The sequence below is a fragment of the Pseudomonas sp. RA_15y_Pfl1_P11 genome, assembly GCF_963970975.1.
In the GTDB taxonomy this organism is placed as follows: Bacteria; Pseudomonadota; Gammaproteobacteria; order Pseudomonadales; family Pseudomonadaceae; genus Aquipseudomonas; species Aquipseudomonas tritici.
Genome location: NZ_CAXAOY010000026.1, coordinates 34,827 through 54,200, shown reverse-complemented (window position 1 = coordinate 54,200; position 19,374 = coordinate 34,827). Strand labels below are relative to the sequence as shown.

At 59.5% G+C, this 19,374-nt stretch carries 17 protein-coding genes; 11 read left to right on the top strand and 6 right to left on the bottom strand.

The features are described from left to right. Positions 1 to 158 precede the first annotated feature (158 nt). The 4 genes from efeU to efeO (AACY44_RS25455) are packed head-to-tail and all read left to right on the top strand — an operon-like array spanning position 159 to position 4,382. Entirely contained in the window at positions 159 to 1,004 is an 846-nt protein-coding gene (efeU, locus tag AACY44_RS25470; protein WP_339437011.1) for an iron uptake transporter permease EfeU, read from the top strand. A 10-nt stretch (positions 1,005 to 1,014) separates the two neighbouring features. Further along, positions 1,015 to 2,217, top strand: a complete 1,203-nt coding sequence (gene efeO / locus AACY44_RS25465; RefSeq protein ID WP_339531305.1) for an iron uptake system protein EfeO — start codon at positions 1,015 to 1,017, stop codon at positions 2,215 to 2,217. 14 nt (positions 2,218 to 2,231) lie between these two features. After that, positions 2,232 to 3,536, top strand: a complete 1,305-nt coding sequence (efeB, locus tag AACY44_RS25460; protein WP_339531303.1) for an iron uptake transporter deferrochelatase/peroxidase subunit — start codon at positions 2,232 to 2,234, stop codon at positions 3,534 to 3,536. A gap of 27 nt (positions 3,537 to 3,563) precedes the next feature. Further along, positions 3,564 to 4,382 carry an iron uptake system protein EfeO gene (efeO, locus tag AACY44_RS25455; RefSeq protein ID WP_339457256.1) on the top strand — a complete coding sequence of 273 codons (819 nt, stop codon included), beginning with the start codon at positions 3,564 to 3,566 and terminating at the stop codon, positions 4,380 to 4,382. A gap of 60 nt (positions 4,383 to 4,442) precedes the next feature. Here the strand turns inward: efeO (AACY44_RS25455) and pssA are convergent, their stop codons facing one another. Continuing rightward, a complete protein-coding gene (gene pssA / locus AACY44_RS25450) occupies positions 4,443 to 5,786 on the bottom strand; it encodes a CDP-diacylglycerol--serine O-phosphatidyltransferase (protein WP_339419094.1) in 1,344 nt (447 codons plus the stop codon). Between the two features lie 125 nt (positions 5,787 to 5,911). On the opposite strand from pssA, the gene AACY44_RS25445 reads away from it, so the two are divergent. Together AACY44_RS25445 and AACY44_RS25440 are read left to right on the top strand one after the other, a co-directional pair. Continuing rightward, positions 5,912 to 6,475, top strand: coding sequence for a TetR/AcrR family transcriptional regulator (locus AACY44_RS25445; protein WP_339419124.1), 564 nt, complete (start codon positions 5,912 to 5,914; stop codon positions 6,473 to 6,475). Positions 6,476 to 6,528: 53 nt separating this feature from the next. Further along, complete coding sequence (locus AACY44_RS25440) at positions 6,529 to 7,008, top strand: nuclear transport factor 2 family protein (RefSeq protein WP_339428241.1); 480 nt, start codon at positions 6,529 to 6,531, stop codon at positions 7,006 to 7,008. A gap of 96 nt (positions 7,009 to 7,104) precedes the next feature. On the opposite strand, the gene AACY44_RS25435 is transcribed toward AACY44_RS25440, so the two are convergent. Then, positions 7,105 to 8,262 carry a PQQ-dependent sugar dehydrogenase gene (locus tag AACY44_RS25435; RefSeq protein ID WP_339419092.1) on the bottom strand — a complete coding sequence of 386 codons (1,158 nt, stop codon included), beginning with the start codon at positions 8,260 to 8,262 and terminating at the stop codon, positions 7,105 to 7,107. Between the two features lie 12 nt (positions 8,263 to 8,274). Next, positions 8,275 to 8,589: a hypothetical protein gene (locus AACY44_RS25430; RefSeq protein ID WP_339428240.1), complete on the bottom strand. Its 315-nt coding sequence runs from the start codon at positions 8,587 to 8,589 to the stop codon at positions 8,275 to 8,277. 184 nt (positions 8,590 to 8,773) lie between these two features. Here AACY44_RS25430 and ku point away from each other — a divergent pair, with 184 nt between their 5' ends. Together ku and ligD are read left to right on the top strand one after the other, a co-directional pair. Next, positions 8,774 to 9,607 (top strand): non-homologous end joining protein Ku, encoded by an 834-nt coding sequence (gene ku, locus AACY44_RS25425; RefSeq protein ID WP_339428239.1) that lies wholly within the window; start codon positions 8,774 to 8,776, stop codon positions 9,605 to 9,607. A 3-nt stretch (positions 9,608 to 9,610) separates the two neighbouring features. Further along, on the top strand, positions 9,611 to 12,088 hold the full coding sequence (gene ligD / locus AACY44_RS25420; RefSeq protein ID WP_339428238.1) for a DNA ligase D: 2,478 nt from the start codon (positions 9,611 to 9,613) through the stop codon (positions 12,086 to 12,088). A 19-nt stretch (positions 12,089 to 12,107) separates the two neighbouring features. Here ligD and lpxO read toward each other — a convergent pair whose 3' ends face one another. Both lpxO and AACY44_RS25410 read right to left on the bottom strand, forming a co-directional pair. Beyond that, complete coding sequence (gene lpxO / locus AACY44_RS25415) at positions 12,108 to 13,007, bottom strand: lipid A hydroxylase LpxO (RefSeq protein WP_339428237.1); 900 nt, start codon at positions 13,005 to 13,007, stop codon at positions 12,108 to 12,110. A 253-nt stretch (positions 13,008 to 13,260) separates the two neighbouring features. Then, on the bottom strand, positions 13,261 to 14,583 hold the full coding sequence (locus AACY44_RS25410; protein ID WP_339428236.1) for a Wzz/FepE/Etk N-terminal domain-containing protein: 1,323 nt from the start codon (positions 14,581 to 14,583) through the stop codon (positions 13,261 to 13,263). 302 nt (positions 14,584 to 14,885) lie between these two features. Here AACY44_RS25410 and AACY44_RS25405 point away from each other — a divergent pair, with 302 nt between their 5' ends. Next, the gene (locus tag AACY44_RS25405; protein ID WP_339419084.1) at positions 14,886 to 15,272 is read left to right on the top strand and encodes a TIGR03067 domain-containing protein; all 387 of its coding nucleotides are present in this window, start codon (positions 14,886 to 14,888) and stop codon (positions 15,270 to 15,272) included. 137 nt (positions 15,273 to 15,409) lie between these two features. On the opposite strand, the gene AACY44_RS25400 is transcribed toward AACY44_RS25405, so the two are convergent. Then, the gene (locus AACY44_RS25400) at positions 15,410 to 16,222 is read right to left on the bottom strand and encodes a class I SAM-dependent methyltransferase (protein WP_339428235.1); all 813 of its coding nucleotides are present in this window, start codon (positions 16,220 to 16,222) and stop codon (positions 15,410 to 15,412) included. A 155-nt stretch (positions 16,223 to 16,377) separates the two neighbouring features. Between AACY44_RS25400 and AACY44_RS25395 the strand changes: the two genes are divergently transcribed. Together AACY44_RS25395 and AACY44_RS25390 are read left to right on the top strand one after the other, a co-directional pair. Further along, positions 16,378 to 17,616, top strand: coding sequence for an MFS transporter (locus tag AACY44_RS25395; RefSeq protein ID WP_339419082.1), 1,239 nt, complete (start codon positions 16,378 to 16,380; stop codon positions 17,614 to 17,616). Positions 17,617 to 17,758: 142 nt separating this feature from the next. After that, entirely contained in the window at positions 17,759 to 19,345 is a 1,587-nt protein-coding gene (locus AACY44_RS25390) for an ABC-F family ATPase (protein ID WP_339418942.1), read from the top strand. Positions 19,346 to 19,374: the final 29 nt, after the last annotated feature.

Here is a 19,374-nt window from a genome sequence, read left to right as displayed (position 1 = left end):
ATCCGGTTGTACGGCAAATAATGGCATGCATCATAAAGTGGGTCGCGATTTGCCACCACCGTTCAGGCCCTGTTCAGCTAAAGTCAATATTTCTTGTTTAGCAATGAGTATCATTATGCTACAACTTAGCACCCTATCTAGTTCTACTGCGGTGCCAAATGCTCGTTCCTTTTCTCATCATGCTGCGCGAAGGCATTGAAGCCGCATTGATCGTTGGCATCATCGCCAGCTACCTGCAACAGACCGGCCGTGGCCAGTGGATGCCCGCCGTGTGGATCGGTGTATTCCTCGCCGCTGCGCTGGCCCTGCTGGTCGGTGGTGGCCTTGAGCTGGTCAGCGCCGAGTTCCCGCAGAAACAGCAGGAACTGTTCGAAGGCATCGTCGGCCTGGTCGCCGTGGGCATCCTCAGTTCCATGGTGTTCTGGATGCGCAAAGTGGCGCGCTCCATCAAGCATTCCCTGCACGCCTCCCTGGATCACGCGTTGGCCGGTTCCAAACATCAGGTGACCGCGCTGATCCTGATGGTGTTTTTCGCGGTGGCCCGTGAAGGCCTGGAAACCGTGTTCTTCCTGCTGGCGGTGTTCCAGCAGAGCGAAGGCCCGGGCGCGCCGATGGGCGCCCTGCTCGGCCTGATCCTGGCGATCATTGTCGGCTTCCTGATTTACACCGGCAGTATGCGCCTGAACCTCGGCGCGTTTTTCCGCTGGACCGGCCTGTTCATCCTTGTCGTCGCCGCCGGCATCCTCGCCAACTCGGTGCAAGCCCTGCACGAAGCGGGCGTGTGGAACCACCTGCAAACCGTGCTGTTCGACTTCAGCACTGCTTTGCCGATGGACAGCCCGCTGGGTTCGGTACTGGCCGGCATGTTCGGCTATCAGGAAGCCCCCACCGTCAGCACCCTCGGTGCTTACCTGACTTACCTGGTGGTGGCGCTGGTGATGTTCTTCCTGCCCGCCTCACCGCCCAAACCTGCCGCCACTCCTTCTTCCGTTTCCACCCACTAAGGACCGCCTCTTGTCCAACCCAACTCCTCAACCGGCTCTGCCACCCCGCGCCTTGCGTTGGGCCGTGGCGGGCTCGGTGGTCGTGATGATCGCCGCCGGTGGCCTGTTCTATTACGCCTCGCAACTGGCGGCCAGCAAGCGCCAGGTCAACCACAATGAAATTGCCGTGACCATCCACGGCCATGCCTGCGAACCGAATGAACTGACTGTACCCGCTGGCCGCGCGAGTTTTCGCATCATCAACCGCTCCGAGCGTGCCGTGGAATGGGAAATCCTCGACGGCGTGCTGGTGGTCGAAGAGCGCGAGAACATCGCCCCCGGTCTAAGCCAGGTGATCAACGCCAACCTGTTGCCCGGCGACTACGCGATTACGTGCGGCCTGCTGAGCAACCCGCGCGGCACCTTGCACGTAACGCCCACCGCCGAATCCGACGCCCAGGCCAGAGCCAAGCCGTCGATGGTGGCGTTTATCGGCCCATTGTCGGAGTTCCGCGTGTATCTGAGCAGCCAAGGCAGCGCATTGGTCAAGGCGGTGACTGCCTTACAGAAAGCCATCGATGCGGGTGACCTGGCGCAAGCCCAAGCGCTTTACCTACCGGCGCGCGAGGCTTACCAGCGACTGGCCCCGGCGGCGCAACGCCTGGCGGAGTTGGACAACGCGATCAACGCCCGCGCCGACTACTTTGAGAAACGCGAACGGGATCCGGCCTTCAGCGGCTTCCACCGCCTGGAATACAGCCTATTCCAACAACGCAGCCTCGACGGCCTGGCGCCGATTGCGCAGCGCCTGGTAACCGACGTCACGACACTGAAGCAACAACTGCTGGCCCAGTCCCTGCCGCCCGAGCAACTGGTGAGCATCGTGGTGCGCAACCTCAATGGCCTGGCCGATGTGCGCGCCATCAGCGGTGAAGAAGAGCGCTACAGCCACGTCGACCTGAATGGTTTTGCCGCCAACCTGCAAGCCGCCCACAAGGTCGTCGAGCTGATGCGCCCGCTGCTGAGCAAGTCCGCCGCCGACCTGTTACCAAAAGTCGACAGCGCCCTCGCGGCGTTCGACAGCGAACTCAATGAGTTGAAAGTCGACGGCCAGTACCGCCGCTACGACAGCGTGACCGCCGATCAGCGCAAGCAGATCGCCGACAAGGCCAAGGCTCTGGCCGTTGCACTCGATGGAATCGACCCCGCCCTTGGCCTTTCCGGCCTGCAGTGAAGACGACCACCTACATGAGTAATTCAGAACAGTTTGACCTTCAGCGGCGCCGTGTCCTGTTGGGCATGGCCGCCACCGGCGCCGCGATTGCCGGTAGCACATTGAGCTGCCCGGCCATGGCCGCCGCAGCGGAACAAGTCACCGCGGCACCCCGCAGTGACAAAACCCAGGACCACCACGATTTTTTTGGCAAGCACCAGACTGGCATCGTCACTCCGCGCCCGGCCTGCGGCATGCTCGTCGCATTCGATGTGTTGGCCAGCGACCGTGAAGACCTGGAACGCCTGTTCCGCACGTTGAATGAACGCATCGCTTTTCTGATGACCGGCGGCACCGTGCCGCAAGTCGATCCGAAACTGCCGCCCACCGACTCCGGCATTCTCGGCCCGGTGGTGACGCCGGACAACCTCACCATCACCGTGTCTGTCGGTGAGTCGCTGTTCGACGAGCGCTTCGGGCTCACGGCAGTCAAGCCCAAGCGCCTGAGCCGCATGGTCGGTTTCCCCAACGACGCGCTGGAACCGGCGCAGTGCCACGGTGACCTGAGCCTGCAATTTTGCGCCAACACCACTGACACCAATATCCACGCCCTGCGCGACATTGTGAAGAACCTGCCGGACCTGCTGATGGTGCGCTGGAAGCAGGAAGGCAGCGTACCGCCGCAGGCGCCGAGTAAACCCGGAGAACCTGCGCAGAGCGCGCGTAACTTCCTCGGTTTCCGTGACGGTTCGGCTAATCCGAATTCCAACGACGCCAAGGCAATGGACCAGATTGTGTGGGTCCAGCCTGGCAGCGACGAACCGGCCTGGGCGGCCAATGGTAGCTATCAGGCCGTGCGCATCATCCGCAACTTCGTCGAGCGTTGGGACCGAACCCCGCTGCAAGAGCAGGAAAGCATCATCGGCCGCATCAAGCCGACCGGCGCGCCGATGGACGGCGACAAAGAAACCCAGGTACCCGACTACAGCAAGGACCCGGAAGGCACATTGACCAAGCTCGATGCCCATATCCGCCTGGCCAACCCGCGCACCCCGCAGACGCAGGCCAACCTGATCCTGCGCCGGCCGTTCAACTACTCCAACGGCGTCAACAAAAACGGTCAGTTGGACATGGGGCTGTTGTTCATCTGCTACCAGGCTGACTTGGAGCAAGGCTTTATCAGCGTACAAACCCGGCTCAACGGCGAGCCCCTGGAGGAGTACCTCAAGCCGGTCGGCGGCGGATACTTCTTCACCTTGCCGGGGGTCACTGGGCCCAAGGATTTCATCGGGCGCACGCTGCTGGCTGCAACACACCCTCACACCACTGCCACTCCCTAAAACAACCCCCAGAGCGGAAATCGTCCCATGAAGAAGTCGACCATTGCGTTGTCGTTGTTGCTGACCCTTTCGCCGCTGGCAGCGTTTGCCGCTACCGCGCCGCTGGACCTGGTAGGCCCGGTGTCGGACTACAAGATCTACGTCACCGAAGAAATCGGTGAGCTGGTCACCCAGACCCAGGCGTTCACCGACGCCATCAATAAAGGCGACCTGGCCACCGCCAAAAAGCTCTACGCGCCGACCCGCGTACATTATGAGTCCATCGAGCCGATTGCCGAACTGTTCAGCGATCTCGATGCGTCCATCGACTCCCGCGTCGATGACCATGAAAAAGGCGTGACCGCCGAAGATTTCACCGGCTTCCACCGCCTCGAATACGCACTGTTCTCGCAAAACAGCACCCAGGGCCTGGAAACCCTGACCGCCAAACTCAACACCGACGTCAACGACCTCAAGACCCGCGTCGACGGCCTGACCTTCCCGCCGGAAAAAGTCGTCGGCGGCGCCGCAGCGCTGCTTGAAGAAGTCGCCGCCACCAAGATATCCGGCGAGGAAGACCGCTACAGCCACACCGACCTGTACGACTTCCAGGGCAACATCGACGGCGCAAAAAAAATCGTCGACCTGTTCCGTGGCCAGATCGAGAAGCAAGACAAAACCTTCCTGGCCAAAGTCGACAAGAACTTCGCCGCCGTGGACAAGATCCTGGCCAAGTACAAGACCAAGGACGGCGGCTTTGAGACCTACGACAAGGTCAAGGAAAGCGACCGCAAGGCGCTGGTGGGTCCGGTCAACACCCTGGCTGAAGACCTGTCCATGTTGCGTGGCAAGCTGGGCCTGAACTAAACGCTGGATAAAAAAAGACCCAGCCCTGTTGAGGGGCTGGGGTTTTTTTCGCCTGCAGTTCTACAGGATGCGGTACAGCAGCCGCTCGATCCGAACGCGGCTGACCCGACGCAGGAATTTGCCGACCGCCTCCGGGTAGTCCAGCAGCGTTTGCAGGTCCTGATAACGCTCGATGCGCGTGCTGTGCTGGAAAATCTGCGCCAGCTCGGTGCGGCGCGGTTCAAGCCACTGGCCTTGCGGGTCGTCGATCAGCAAAGCGTTTTCCAGGTCGAGACGGAACGCCCGCGGGTTGAGATTGTTGCCGGTGAGCAACGTGTAGCGCTGGTCGACCCACATGCCCTTGAGGTGGTAGGTGTTGTCGCCGTCGTGCCACAGGTGCAGGTTCAACTGGCCGTGGTCGATGTCGCGCTGATGGCGCTTGGCGAAGCGGCGTAGACTGATTTCGTAGAGGTAGGGCAGCGCAGCAATGACCTTGAACGGCTCGCTCGGCGGAATGTAGAAATCGTTGGCGGTCTTGTCGCCGACGATGATGTCGACCTTCACACCTCGCGCCAGGGCGCGGTTGATTTCGCGAGTCACCGGCAGCGGCAGGTTGAAGTACGGCGTGCAGATGGTCAACTGGTGCTGGGCGCTGGCGATCAGTTCGAGGATCACCCGGTTCAGGGGGTTGTTCTTGCCAACCCCGAGCAATGGGCTGACCAACAGGTGACCATTGGGCAACTGCCCCGTCGTGGTGTCATAGGTCGCGTGTTTCAAACGGCTGCGCAAGTCGCCGATATCATTGCGCAAGCTGCGCGTGGTCGGGGGATTGGGCAGGTCCAGGCGATTAACCGCCTTGGAGGCGACAAGCCCGTGTTCCACCAGGTGCTGCATGGAGTCGGCAAGCGGTTGGCTGTGGATCAGGTGGTAACGGTCGAAGCGGTACTTGTCGAACTTGTGCAAGTACACGTTATTCAGGCTGGCACCGCTGTACAGCACCGTGTCGTCGATCACAAAGCCCTTGAGGTGCAGCACGCCGAACAACTCGCGGGTTTGCACCGGCACGCCATACACCGGCACTTCAGTGCTGTGGCTTTGAGTCATGGACTGATACCAGGCGCTGTTGCCTGGCTGCTTGCCGGCGCCGATCAAACCGCGCTGGGCGCGCAGCCAGTCGACCACCACCACGATGTCCAACTGCGGCCGTGCCGCCTTGGCCGCGTGCAGCGCATCGTAGATCTCCTGGCCCGCCTCGTCCTGCTGCAAGTACAGCGCGACAATGTAGATACGGCGCGTGGCCTGGGCAATCTTCTCCAGCAGGCAACGGCGATACGCGTCGGCGCCGGACAGCACCTCAAGGGCGTCTGGAGTGAGGGGGAAACCGCGCAGTTTGGGCAACAGGGAGCGTTTGAAGAACAACGGCATAAGGCTCGCAATGGGTCGAATCCGAAGAAGCCCTGAGCTTACACCATGGGGGGGCTCAGGTCTCGCTGTGCGGCATGGAAAAAAATTAATTGACCAAGAAGAACGATCGTTCTACTTTTTGTGACATGAACGACATAGCCAGTAATGAAACCCGCGATATTATCCTCGACGTCACCGAAAAGCTGATCTACCGCCATGGCATCGCCGCCACTGGCATGGACTTTCTGGTGAAAACCGCCGGTGTCTCGAGAAAAAGCATTTACCGCTACTTCGCCAATAAAGACGAACTGGTGATTGCCGCTCTGCAGCGCCGCGATGAGCGTTGGATGCAGTGGCTGCGCGATGAGGTGGAACGCAGCGAAGGCACAGGTGAGCGCCTGCTTGCGCTGTTTAGCGCGCTCAAGGCCTGGTTCGGTACTGCAGATTTCCGTGGCTGCGCCTTTATCAATACCAGTGGCGAAACCGGCGACCCGCAAGATCCAGTGCGTCTGCTGGCCAAGGCGCATAAACAAAAACTGTTCGAGTATGCACTTGAACTGTGTCAGGCACAGGGTACCCCTGCGCCCGAACGGCAGGCCGCGCAACTGCTGATCCTGATCGATGGCGCCATTACCGTTGCCCTGGTGATGGGCGATTCAACAGCAGCCGATCATGCGCAAGGCATGGCGCGAACGTTATTGGGACTTTGAATGCACAGGCAGGCGCAACGCTCGATAAACCCTATTGCTTGAGGAATTACACGATGTCATCGATTGCAGAAACACGTCCGCCCTTGCCGCCGTTTACCCGCGCGTCGGCCATCGAAAAAGTGCGCTTGGCCGAGGACGGCTGGAATTCGCGCGACCCGCAGCGGGTGTCCTTGGCCTACACCCTGGACACGCAGTGGCGCAACCGTACCGAATTCGCGCATAACCGCGAAGAAGCCAAAGTTTTTCTGACCCGTAAGTGGGCCAAGGAGCTGGATTATCGGCTGATCAAGGAGCTGTGGGCGTTCACCGATAACCGCATCGCGGTGCGCTATGCCTATGAGTGGCACGACGATTCGGGTAACTGGTTCCGCTCCTATGGCAACGAGAACTGGGAATTCGATGAGAATGGCCTGATGGCCAATCGTTTTGCCTGCATCAACGACCTGCCGATCAAGGAAAGCGAACGCAAGCTCCACTGGCCGCTGGGCCGGCGCCCGGATGATCACCCGGGGCTGTCCGACCTGGGCTTGTAACCCTTTGGAACTGGCTTGCCTGCCTTGGTGCACCTGATACACCGAGGTGCCTGCATCGCAGGCAAGCCAGCTCGCACAGGGAAGTGTCGGTCTACCTCAGTCCTGATTCAGCCCAATCCGATACAGCACGCCATCCTTCTCATCCGTCAGCACGTACAAAAAGCCATCGGGCCCCTGCCGCACATCGCGGATCCGCGCTTTCAAGCCGCCCAGCAAACGCTCCTCGTGAACGACCTTGTCGCCATCGAACTGCAACCGGATCAACTCCTGGCTGACCAGCGCGCCGATAAATACGTTGTGCTGCCAGGCTTTGAAGCGGTCTGCATCGTAAAACGCCATCCCGCTGATACCCGGTGATTTCTCCCAGACGTGATGCGGCGGCACCGTGCCCTCCACCGTTTTGCCCTTGGCTTCGGGTATGGGTGTCAGCGAATAATTGATGCCATGGGTTGCCAACGGCCAGCCGTAATTCTTGCCCCGTTCGATGATGTTGATCTCATCGCCGCCGCGCGGCCCATGTTCGTTTTCCCAAATCGTACCGCTCCACGGGTTCAACGCCAGGCCCTGAGGATTACGTTGGCCGTAGGACCATATCTCCGGGCGAACGCCTTGCTGGCCGACAAACGGGTTGTCATCCGGCACGCGACCGTCCGGGTAGATACGCACGACCTTGCCTTGCAACTTGTCCAGGTCCTGGGCCGTCGGGCGATCGTTGTTTTCCCCAAGGGTCACGAACAGGTAGCCGTCACGGTCGAAGGCCAAGCGCGAGCCGAAGTGATTGCCGGTGGACAGTTTAGGCTCCTGGCGCAGGATCACTTTGAAGTCGGTCAAGCCACTGAGATCTGTCGCCAGCCGGCCACGGCCCACCGCAGTGCCGGCCGTGCCGCCCTCGCCGCCGCCTTCCGCGTAAGACAGGTAGACCATGCGGTCCTGTTTGAAATCCGGTGACAGCACCACGTCCAGCAGACCGCCCTGCCCTTTGGCCCACACTTCAGGCACGCCCGTCAGTGGCGCGGAAAGCTTGCCGTCCGGGCTGACAAAGCGCAGGTGGCCGGGACGTTCCGTCACCAGGAAGCCTTGCTTGTCCGGCAGAAAGGCCACCGCCCATGGGTGGTCCAGGCCTTTGGCAATCGGGGTGGCGGTGATACTGCCTTGTTCGCTGGGGAACTGCTGGGCTTCGGCGGCGACAGCCGCCGTCAACGGCAGCAGCGTGGTTGCACAAACGGCGGCTAGCAGGGTTTTGCGTAGAAACATAAGGCTGGATCCTTACCGGCGATTGCCGCTGGCGTCATAAGTGGGGGCTTTGGTTTCGGTGGCCGGGCGGCTCGGGGCGGCATCGCGCTGGGGATAGCGGTTGCCGATGCCGCCGTTCTCCAAGGTCGGCGAACGTGTGGTCGGCCCAGTCTGAATACCGCGAATGGCCGGCGCATTGGGCTGTGTGCCCTGCATGCTGTTGGGGTTGGCCCGGTGAATCGGACCGTTGTTGGAGTTGTTGTTGCCGGGCAGGTTTTGCGCATGGGCCAAAGGGACAAGGGCCAAACCCAACACCAGCGCTGCAACGTGACGCACACAGCTGTTCATGACAAAGCCTCTCTGGGGCGAGGAGTACGTGCTTTCGATAACACGCTACGCCTCAGGTTCGGCTTTCGACACTAAATAGTTTCTCATCAGGTGTAACACGATCTGTCCGTGCATCTGTCCGTGGAAACTTTTCCCACAGGGTCCGAGTCACCTGAACACAGCCTCTATGTAAGGAATCGCACATATGCCACGGGCAATCTGGAAAGGCGCCATCAGCTTTGGCCTGGTGCATATACCGGTGTCACTGGTCTCGGCCACGTCATCACAGGGCGTTGACTTTGACTGGCTCGACAAACGCAGCATGGACCCGGTGGGCTACAAGCGCATCAACAAGACCACTGGCAAGGAAGTCACGAAGGCGAACATCGTCAAGGGCGTCGCGTTCGAGAAAGGCCGGTACGTGGTGCTCAGCGAAGAAGAAATCCGCTCGGCCCACCCCAAGTCGACCCAGACCATTGAAATCATGGCGTTTGTTGCCAGCGACCAGATTCCGTTGCAGAACATCGACACCCCCTACTTTCTCGCCCCGGACAAACGCGGCGGCAAGGTGTATGCGTTGCTCAGGGAGACTCTTAAAAAAACCAGTAAAGTCGCCCTGGCCAATGTGGTGCTGCACACCAAGCAGCACTTGGCCGCATTGATGCCCCTGGATTCGGCCCTGATACTGGTGATGTTGCGCTGGCCCGCTGAGGTGCGCAGCCTGGACGATCTTGAACTGGGCAGCGACGTGACCAAGCCCACGTTGGCCAAAGGTGAGTTGGAAATGGCCAAGCGCCTGGTAGAAGACATGAGCGCCGACTGGCAACCGGATGACTACCGCGACAGCTTCCAAGAGAAAATCATGGCGCTGGTGGCCAAGAAGGCCAAGGCCGGCAAGATCGAGGACGTCGAAAGCAGCGCGGACGGTGAGGAGCGTAAGTCAGCCGATGTGATTGACCTGACGCAATTGCTCAAGCGCAGCCTGGCCGGCAAGCCGGCAAAGAAGCCCGCCGTGAAAAAATCCACCAAGGCCTCATAAGTCATGCCAAAGCCCCTCAGCGACTACAACCGCAAACGCGACTTCGGGATTACCGCCGAACCACAAGGGAGTGCGCCCGCCGGTAAAAGGAAGGCCTCAGCGCTGTCGTTCGTGGTCCAGAAACATGACGCGCGCAACCTGCACTACGACTTCCGCCTGGAGCTTGATGGCGTGTTGCTCAGTTGGGCGGTGCCCAAAGGCCCGAGCCTGGACCCCAGCCAGAAACGCCTGGCCGTCCACGTTGAAGATCACCCCCTCGGCTATGGCAGCTTCGAAGGCAATATTCCGGCGGGTCAGTACGGCGCAGGCGACGTTATCGTGTGGGACCGCGGCGTGTGGCAACCGCATGACGACCCGCGCAAGGCTTACGCCGCCGGCAAACTCAAATTCACCTTGGTCGGCGAGAAACTCTCAGGCGACTGGACCCTGGTGCGCACGCGCCTGAAGGGCAGCGGCGATAAACAACAATGGCTGCTGATCAAGGAAAAGGACCCACAGGCACGCCCTGCCGATGACTACGATATTGTCCAGGCCCAACCGAATAGCGTGCTCAGCAACGCCTCGGTCGGCAAACCCAACGCTAAAGCCAAGCCCAAGCCCAAGCCGCGAAAAACTGCAGTCACCCTCCCCGAGCAATTCGCCCCGCAATTGGCCACGCTGGTGGACCGCGCGCCAGAAGGCGACTGGCATTACGAAATCAAGTTCGACGGTTACCGCATGCTCGCGCGCATTCGTGACGGCGAGGTACGCCTGTTCACCCGCAACGGCCATGACTGGACCGAACGCCTGCCCCGTCAGGCCAAGGCCCTGCAAGCGCTGAAACTCAAGGACAGCTGGCTCGACGGCGAGGTGGTCAGTCTCAACGGCGACGGCGTGCCGGACTTCCAGGCGCTGCAAAACGCGTTTGATATCGGGCGCAGCCTGGACATTGTCTACTACCTGTTCGATGCGCCGTTCCTCAACGGCCAGGACCAACGCGAAGCGCCTGTCGAGGATCGCCGCGCGGCCCTCAAGGCCGCGTTGGCCGGTAGCCGTAGCAAGTTGCTGCGCTTCTCTGAGGCGTTCACTGCGCACCCTCGTGACATCTTTGAAAGCGCTTGCGACTTGGCCCTGGAAGGCGTAATCGGTAAACGCCTCGGCAGCCCCTACGCGTCGAGTCGCAGTGCCGATTGGATCAAGCTCAAATGCCGCTTGCGCCAGGAGTTCGTGATTGTCGGCTACACCCGGCCGCAGGGCTCACGCAGTGGTTTCGGGGCGCTGTTGCTGGCGGTGAATGATGATTCCGGGCTGGTGTACGCCGGGCGTGTGGGCACAGGCTTTGATCAGGCGTCGCTGAAGTCGATCTACGCGCAACTTACGCCGCTGGAGTGCAGCACGTCACCCTTGGAAAAACCGCTGACCAGCGCCCAGGCCCGCGGTGTGCATTGGGTGCGGCCGACGCTGGTTGGCGAGGTGCAATTTGCCGAATGGACCCGAGAAGGCGTGGTTCGCCAGGCAGCGTTTGTCGGCATGCGTACCGACAAGCCCGCTGCGCAGATCATTCATGAGCAACCGCGCGCGGCCAAATCCATGAAAACCGCGAAAAAACCCAGCGGCAACGTGAACATCACCCATCCCGACCGCGTAATCGATAAGCAAAGCGGTACGCAAAAACAGCAGTTGGCGCAGTTCTACGACAGCATCAGCCAATGGATTCTGCCCTTCCTGCGTCACCGTCCGGTTTCGCTGCTGAGAGCGCCCGAAGGCATTGAAGGCGAGCAGTTCTTCCAGAAGCATTCCGAGCGGCTCGCCATGCCTGACATCAAGCAACTGGATCAGGCGCTCGACCCTGGCCATTCACGCCTGATGGAAATCGACAGCGCCGCTGCATTGATCGGTGCCGTGCAAATGGGCACCGTGGAATTCCACACCTGGGGCGGTACCACCGACAAGCTCGAAACCCCGGACCTGTTTGTGCTCGATCTCGACCCGGACCCGGCACTGCCTTGGAAAGCCATGTTGGAAGCGGCGCAGCTCACGCTGTCGGTGCTTGACGAATTGGGGCTGCAGGCGTTCGTCAAGACCAGCGGTGGCAAGGGCCTGCACCTGGTCGTGCCACTGGCGCGGCGCGACCATTGGGACACCGTCAAGGCATTCGCCAAGGCGATTGCCCAGTTCATGACCGCGCAATTGCCGGAGCGTTTTACCGCAACGTCAGGGCCCAAAAACCGTGTCGGCAAGATCTTTATCGACTACCTGCGCAATGCTCGAGGCGCCAGTACCGTGGCGGCCTACTCCGTGCGCGCCCGCCCGGGATTGCCGGTATCGGTGCCGGTCAGTCGTAAGGAATTGAAGGGCTTGCGCGGTGCCCAGCAGTGGACGGTCGCCAACGTGCATGAGCGTTTAAAGGCGTTGAAGGTTGATCCCTGGGCCGGGTATGCCAATCGCCAGAAAATCAGCAAGAAGATGTGGGATAAGCTGGGCGCCCATCCACCGCAGTGAAGAGCGCCCAGGGCGCCCCTCAGATCAGTACAAAGATCAACGCCAACCCAGCGAAGATCGCCCACTTTTCCAGGTAGTAGCGCATGCGGTTGCGCTTTTTCAGCGCTTTGCCGCGCAGACGGATCTTATACAGGCGCGTGAAGGCGCGATTGAGCCCACCGGTCTGGTCACCGGCATCGTTAGGCGAGCCCGCAGCGGCCATGACGGTACGGCTGAACCAGCGATTGAACGCCGCGGCCCAGCGGTATTTCATCGGACGCTCGATATCGCAGAACAGGATGATGCGGTTCTGCTGCGTGGTGTTTTCGGCGTAGTGGATGTAAGTCTCGTCGAACATCACTGGCTCGCCGTCACGCCAGTAGTAGTTTTCGCCATCCACATTGATGTAGCAGCCCGGGTCATTCGGGGTATCCAAGCCCAAGTGATAGCGATACGAGCCTGCATACGGGTCGCGGTGACGCACCAGCCTGGAACCTGGCGGCAGTTCGGCGAACATCGCGGCCTTGATCGAGCCAATGCCCTGGACCAGCTCAGTGGTGCGCGGGCAGAGCTTCATCGCGGAAGGATGGCTGTCGCCATACCATTTCAAGTAAAAGCGCTTCCAACCGGATTTGAAGAAGGAATTGAAACCTACGTCGTTGTACTGGTCCGAGCACTTGATCTCCCCGGCGCGCATCAGGGCCAGGCCTTCCTGGCGAATTTCTTGCCAGTGCGCCTGCAGCGGGCTCAAGTCCGGGAAATCGCCGGGCGACAGATAAGGTCGGCTGGGCAGTTTAGAGAAAAGGTAGAGAAAGCAGTTGATCGGTGCCAGGAAGGTCGAATGATCACTGAGTTGGCGGCCTAGCTTATGCCGCACCCGACCGCGCAGGTGTACATATGCAATCGAGGCAACGTAAAGCATAACAATGATGAGTTTCACGGGGATTCGTCACACGTCAGAAGAAAACAGGCTGCTCCTGCGTGCCCACTACGGCCGAGGTTGGATAGCAATACCTGAAATCACAATTCACACAATCGGCACGACCGGCAAAGTGACAATCCGACCGGTAGCCCTTTGCCGTTATTTAGCCACAAGTTGTAACCAAAAGTTAAACAGGAATTGTGAAAAGCTGTCTTGTGAATGTGTTCAGCGGGCTTGTTGCAAGGCAAGCCCACGATGGGTTCAGCTCGCTCTATCGACGTGGCAACAGAGGGTCATCGGACACGGAAAGAGGCCCGATTTTCCGCTGCGCCCGGATGAAGTGCCGAATCAACGCCACTAATATCCCGAGCATCAGTCCTGCCACCAGGCTCAAAGCGATGATCAAGGCCTTTTTTGGTTTGATTGGGTCCAAGGGTTCCAGGGCCTGCCGATCGACAGTCACCAGTTTCAACCCACTCATGTCGATATTCAGACCACGCAACCTAGCCTCCTCGGTTCGGAGGCGTTCCACGTCTTGCAAGAACATGTCTTCAGTCTGGCGACTGCTGAGTACTTCCACTTTGCGATTGACCTCAAGCATGCGCAACTCCTTGCCAATTTCGGCAACGCGAGTATTGGTGAAGTCATCATTGGTACGCCGCGCCAACGCGGCCCGCTCAGCTTCCAGCGCCTCGGTGCCCATGAAGTACAACGGGATCTTCTGGTTGGTCACTTCGGTACGCATCACCTGGCTGGAGCCACGCTGCGCCTCAGCCCCCATTGCAGAGGGCGTAGTGGGTAATTTGATGCCGATCGACTTGGCTATCGAGATGGCTTCGGCCAGTTCGGCCAAGCGACTGGTGCGTTGCGCTTGCATCTGCAGGCGCAAGGCACTGAGTTCGTCCTGCAATTGAGCGCGCTCGACTTTGTCCGCCTCCAGCAATTTAGCGATTTGCAGCGACTTGTCCGTTTCATAGTTGGCGCGCGCCGCGTTGATCTTGCCTTTAAGTTCGTTGAGGCGATTATTGACGATGACCTTGAGGTCGGCTCCCACTTGGTCGCGCTGCTGCGCGATGGCGTAGGTCACGAACCCATTGAGAATTGCCGCCCCATCAACGCCACTGGGATATTGCATTTCCAGACGCACGTAATTATTGGGCGAGTCGGAGTTCTTGAGGTCCGGGATCGTCAGTTGAACGGCGTTGTTGTTGAAGGCCTCAAAACTTTGTTCCAGGCTACGCCCAGGCTGCTGGAACGCCTTGAACAGTTCGGGGTTGGCCCTGAAGAAGCTCAGTCGGGTTTCATAAGAGTCCAACTGCGCGGCAACTTTGGTCAGCGCCTCGGCCGGCGGCAGCTTGTAGACCTCGGAGCGATTAAGGGCGTCCAGTTCATTGATCGCCGCAGGCCGTAGCACGCTGCTGACCTCGTAAACCTTGGGCGCAAGATACGCGTAACCTACTCCCAAAAGGCCGGCCAGGAGCGTACAACCCACGACCAGCTTTTTTTGCTTCCAGATGGCACCGAACAGTTCAAAAAGATCAATTTCATCTGAAGGTAAAGGTTGATGCTGTTGAAGAGCCTTACTCAAGTTCATACACCCTGATCAATTGATTCCAACGTTTAGAGCAAGCACTAGAGCAACGACTGAATAACCAGAGGAAACGTTCCCCGCGCGCGACCTCCGGTAGAAGGAGCACCCGACTAACCAACAAGCCTTTCATTTTAATGGCACGGTTTCATTCCACCTGATAATCAGAGCACCAAGAGGCCGTTACAAAACGTTACCTAGATTATTCAAAATAGCACTAATTGTTTGTAATAAAAGGACTCTCAACGTAAAAAAAATAAATTTTATACGTGATGCCGCAATGAACCTTCAGCCATAAAGGAATTTTTATGTCATCCCTTCCAGACCCGGATATCCAAGCCCTGCAAGGTACCTGGGAGCAAACTTCCCTCGAAGACAGTGGCGTGCTCAACCCAGTCGATGCCCACAGCGCCCCGGGTGCAATCACCTCTATCACCGGCGACCGGTTCGAAGTGAAGACCGTCAGCGGCGAGGTATTGCTGGCTGGCCGGTTTTCCCTGGACAGCAGCACCGTTCCCAAGAGCATTACCTGGGTCGACGCCATTGGGGATGACGCAGGCAAACACTTGCCCGCCAGTTATCGCCTGGAAGAGGATGAGTTCGTGTTTATTGCAGCCGAGGAAAACATGCCCAGGCCGCTCGCGTTCAGTACTGGCCCAGGTCAAACCATGCGCACCTTCGTACGTCGCGGCTGATCGCGCGCCATCCGAACTTGCGACAGTATTTTCACAAAGCCTTCACTTTCGCAGCTATAGGGTGATGCCTACCTACTCCAGTGCATCCCTTGGCCCGCCTCTCCTCGCGGGCTTTTTTTTGACTGGAAAAAGTCGTCTCAGTCGGGACACTTGGTGGCGGTCAAGGTAAAGCACATCGGCAATTGCGCAGGCTGGTGTTCGTATCTGTCGTAAAGCTCTTCACGATTGGAGTGGGCATATTCCTGCAGGTCGCTGATCTGTAACTGCGCGCAGATCGCAGCATTTACTACCTCACCCAACGTGTGCACGTACCAGTAGGACGTTGGCCCGGCAACTTCGCCCTGGCCTTCATAGACAATTGACTCCTGCAGCACAAAGGGCTCGCGCTGGAAGTAAGAGCTGGCTGGCAAGAAGGGGTTTTGCGCCCGAGGATCAAACACCTCCAGGAACGGATGGGTTTCATACATCACCAGCGTGCCGCCAGGTTTCAAGGCGCTGGCGACGTGGCGCATGAACAGCGCCACATCCGGCATCCAACCCAGCACGCCGATAGTCACCAAGGCGATATCGAAGCGTTGGTGCAAATCCTGCGGTAGGTGATGGATATCGCTTTCGATGAACTCGGGGTTGTGCGGCGAAACACTGGCCAGTTCACGGGCCTGCTGCAGAAACGCCCGTGATTGATCCACGCCTACCGCCGAGCGCGCGCCCAGGCCAAACAACGACAAGGTTTCACGACCATTGTTGCAGCACAGTTGCACCACATCCTTGCCGGCTACGCCGATGTCTTGCAGCAAGCCGGTAAGGGTGGGGTCCAGGCAAGAAAAACCGGCGTCACCCACGCTGTTGAGCAACGCGTTCCAGGTGTCGTTGGTTTTATGCAGGTTGGCAGATTGGTCCCAGGCGTCCTTGTTGCTTGCAATCGCCTGTTGCGCTGAGGGCATGTCCATTGCATCTCCAGATAATCAGTACTGCGGGACTCAGAAAATAAGCCAAGTGCCCATGGATTAAAACCCCGAGCAGCGTGCGAAACTTATCGCAAAGCCCGGGGGTCATTAACGCAATGAGCGCTCAGCCCTTGAACGCCGCCTCCGAAGATCTAGCCATGGCCACACAGTCTGACCTGCGTAACGCCTTGTCTCTGGACAGCCTGAATTTCTTCCTGGCGGACGTCCGCGATGGCCTTGGCCCCTACCTCGCTATCTACCTGCTGGCCGTGCATAAATGGGACCCGGCCAGTATCGGCGTGGTCATGACCCTGGCAGGTATCGCCGCGCTGCTCACCCAGGGCCCGGCGGGTGCGCTGATTGATCGCACCCGCAGCAAGCGCGCGGTGATTGCGCTGGCCGCCATCGTAGTGACCCTCAGTTGCGTGCTGCTGCCTTTCGTCAGTTCTTTCGGCCTGGTAGCGCTGACCCAGGCCGCCAGTGCTGTTGCAGCGTCGGTGTTCGCGCCGGCGATCAGCGCGATTTCCCTGGGCATTACCGGGCCACGCGCCTTCACCCGTCGTACAGGGCGCAACGAAACCTTCAACCACGCCGGCAACGCCGTGGCCGCATTGCTGGCTGGTGGCCTGGCCTACCTGTTTGGTCCTGTGGTGGTGTTTTACCTGATGGCGTTTATGGCAGTCGCCAGTGTTTTGGCCGTGAGCTGCGTGTCGGCAGCAGCGATCGACCACGACGTTGCCCGCGGCTTCGATCCTGAGCATCACACCGATCATGAACAACCTTCCGGCCTCAAGGCATTGCTGGCGAACCGCCCGCTTTTGTTATTCGCCATCTGTTGCGCCCTGTTCCACTTGGCCAATGCCGCCATGCTGCCGCTGGTCAGCCAAAAGCTCTCACAGATAAACCTGCAAATGGCCACGCCGCTGACGTCGGCCTGCATTGTCGCCGCGCAATTGGTGATGGTGCCGATGGCCTGGCTGGTCGGGCTCAAGGCCGACATCTGGGGGCGCAAACCCTTGCTGATGGCCGGTTTCATGATCCTGCCGCTGCGCGGTGTGCTCTACACGCTGTCCAGCGATCCTTACTGGCTGGTGGCGGTGCAAATGCTCGACGGCATCGGCGCAGGGATTTTCGGCGCTTTGTTCCCGGTGATCGTCAAGGACCTGACCCAGGGCACCGGCCGCTTCAACGTCAGCCTGGGCACCCTCACCACCGTGTTCGGCCTGGGAGCGGCGCTGAGCAGCAGCCTGGCCGGTTTCGTGGTGCAACAAGCGGGCTACAACGCGGCGTTCCTGACACTCGCCGGCGTTGCAGCGCTGGCCCTGGCGCTCTTATGGCTGGCGATGCCGGAGACGTTGATGAAACCATCCTTCGCTCGACATACAACTGTCGCCTGACATATGCGACAATACGCGCCAAATTCCAACACACATCCAAAATTTTCTGCTCAGCGACCGGGTTTCGCGCCTTGATGTCGCTGTTGACGCATGCCTGAAGGCTCCTGCCGACACGCTCGCAACCCATTGATAGGTAAAGTAATTGATCTCCACAGCTAACATCACCATGCAGTTCGGCGCCAAGCCGCTCTTCGAGAACGTCTCGGTCAAGTTCGGCGCAGGCAACCGTTATGGCTTGATCGGTGCCAACGGTTGCGGCAAGTCGACCTTCATGAAAATCCTCGGTGGCGACCTCGATCCGTCCGGCGGCCAGGTCATGCTGGAGCCGAACGTGCGCTTGGGTAAACTGCGCCAGGACCAGTTCGCCTACGAAGAATTCACCGTGCTCGACACCGTGATCATGGGCCACGAGGAACTGTGGAAGGTCAAGGCCGAGCGCGATCGTATCTACTCGCTGCCGGAAATGAGCGAAGAAGACGGCATGGCCGTGGCCGAACTGGAAACCGAATTCGCCGAGATGGACGGCTACACTGCCGAATCCCGCGCCGGTGAGCTGCTGCTGGGCCTGGGCATTCCCCTGGAACAGCACTTCGGCCCGATGAGCGAAGTGTCCCCTGGCTGGAAACTGCGCGTATTGCTGGCCCAGGCGCTGTTCTCCGACCCTGAAGTGCTGTTGCTCGACGAACCGACCAACCACTTGGACATCAACACCATCCGCTGGCTGGAAAACATCCTGACCCAGCGTTCCAGCCTGATGATCATCATCTCTCACGACCGTCACTTCCTGAACAGCGTGTGCACCCACATGGCTGACCTGGACTACGGCGAGCTGCGCCTGTTCCCGGGCAACTACGACGAGTACATGACTGTAGCGACCCAGTCCCGCGAGCAACTGCTGTCGGACAACGCCAAGAAGAAGGCGCAGATCTCCGAACTGCAATCCTTCGTCAGCCGCTTCTCGGCCAACGCCTCGAAAGCCAAGCAAGCCACCTCCCGCGCCAAGGCGATCGACAAGATCCAACTGGCCGAGGTCAAGCCTTCGAGCCGTGTGAGCCCGTTCATCCGTTTCGACCAGAACAAAAAACTGCACCGCCAGGCGGTCATTGTCGAGCGCATGGCCAAAGGCTTCGATGGCAAACCGCTGTTCAAGGACTTCAGCTTCCAGGTTGAAGCGGGCGAGCGCGTGGCGATCATCGGTCCGAACGGTATCGGCAAGACCACGCTGCTGCGTACTCTGGTCAACGAGCTGACGCCGGATGCCGGTAGCATCAAGTGGACCGACGCGGCTGAGCTGGGCTACTACGCTCAGGACCACGCCCATGACTTCGAAGACGACATGAGCTTGTTCGACTGGATGGGCCAGTGGACTCAAGGCGAGCAAATGATCCGTGGCACCTTGGGTCGCATGCTGTTCTCCAACGACGAGATCCAGAAGTCGGTGAAGGTGATTTCCGGTGGTGAGCAAGGCCGTATGCTGTTCGGCAAGCTGATCCTGCAAAAGCCGAACGTGCTGATCATGGACGAACCGACCAACCACTTGGACATGGAATCCATCGAGGCACTGAACCTGGCGCTGGAAAACTACCCAGGCACGCTGGTCTTCGTCAGCCACGACCGTGAGTTCGTATCCTCCCTGGCCACCCGCATCATCGAGTTGAGCGCCACCGGCGTGATCGACTTCAGCGGCACCTATGACGACTACCTGCGCAGCCAAGGCGTGGTGTTTTAAGAGCAGCGATTAGTTTTCGGCTGCAAGCA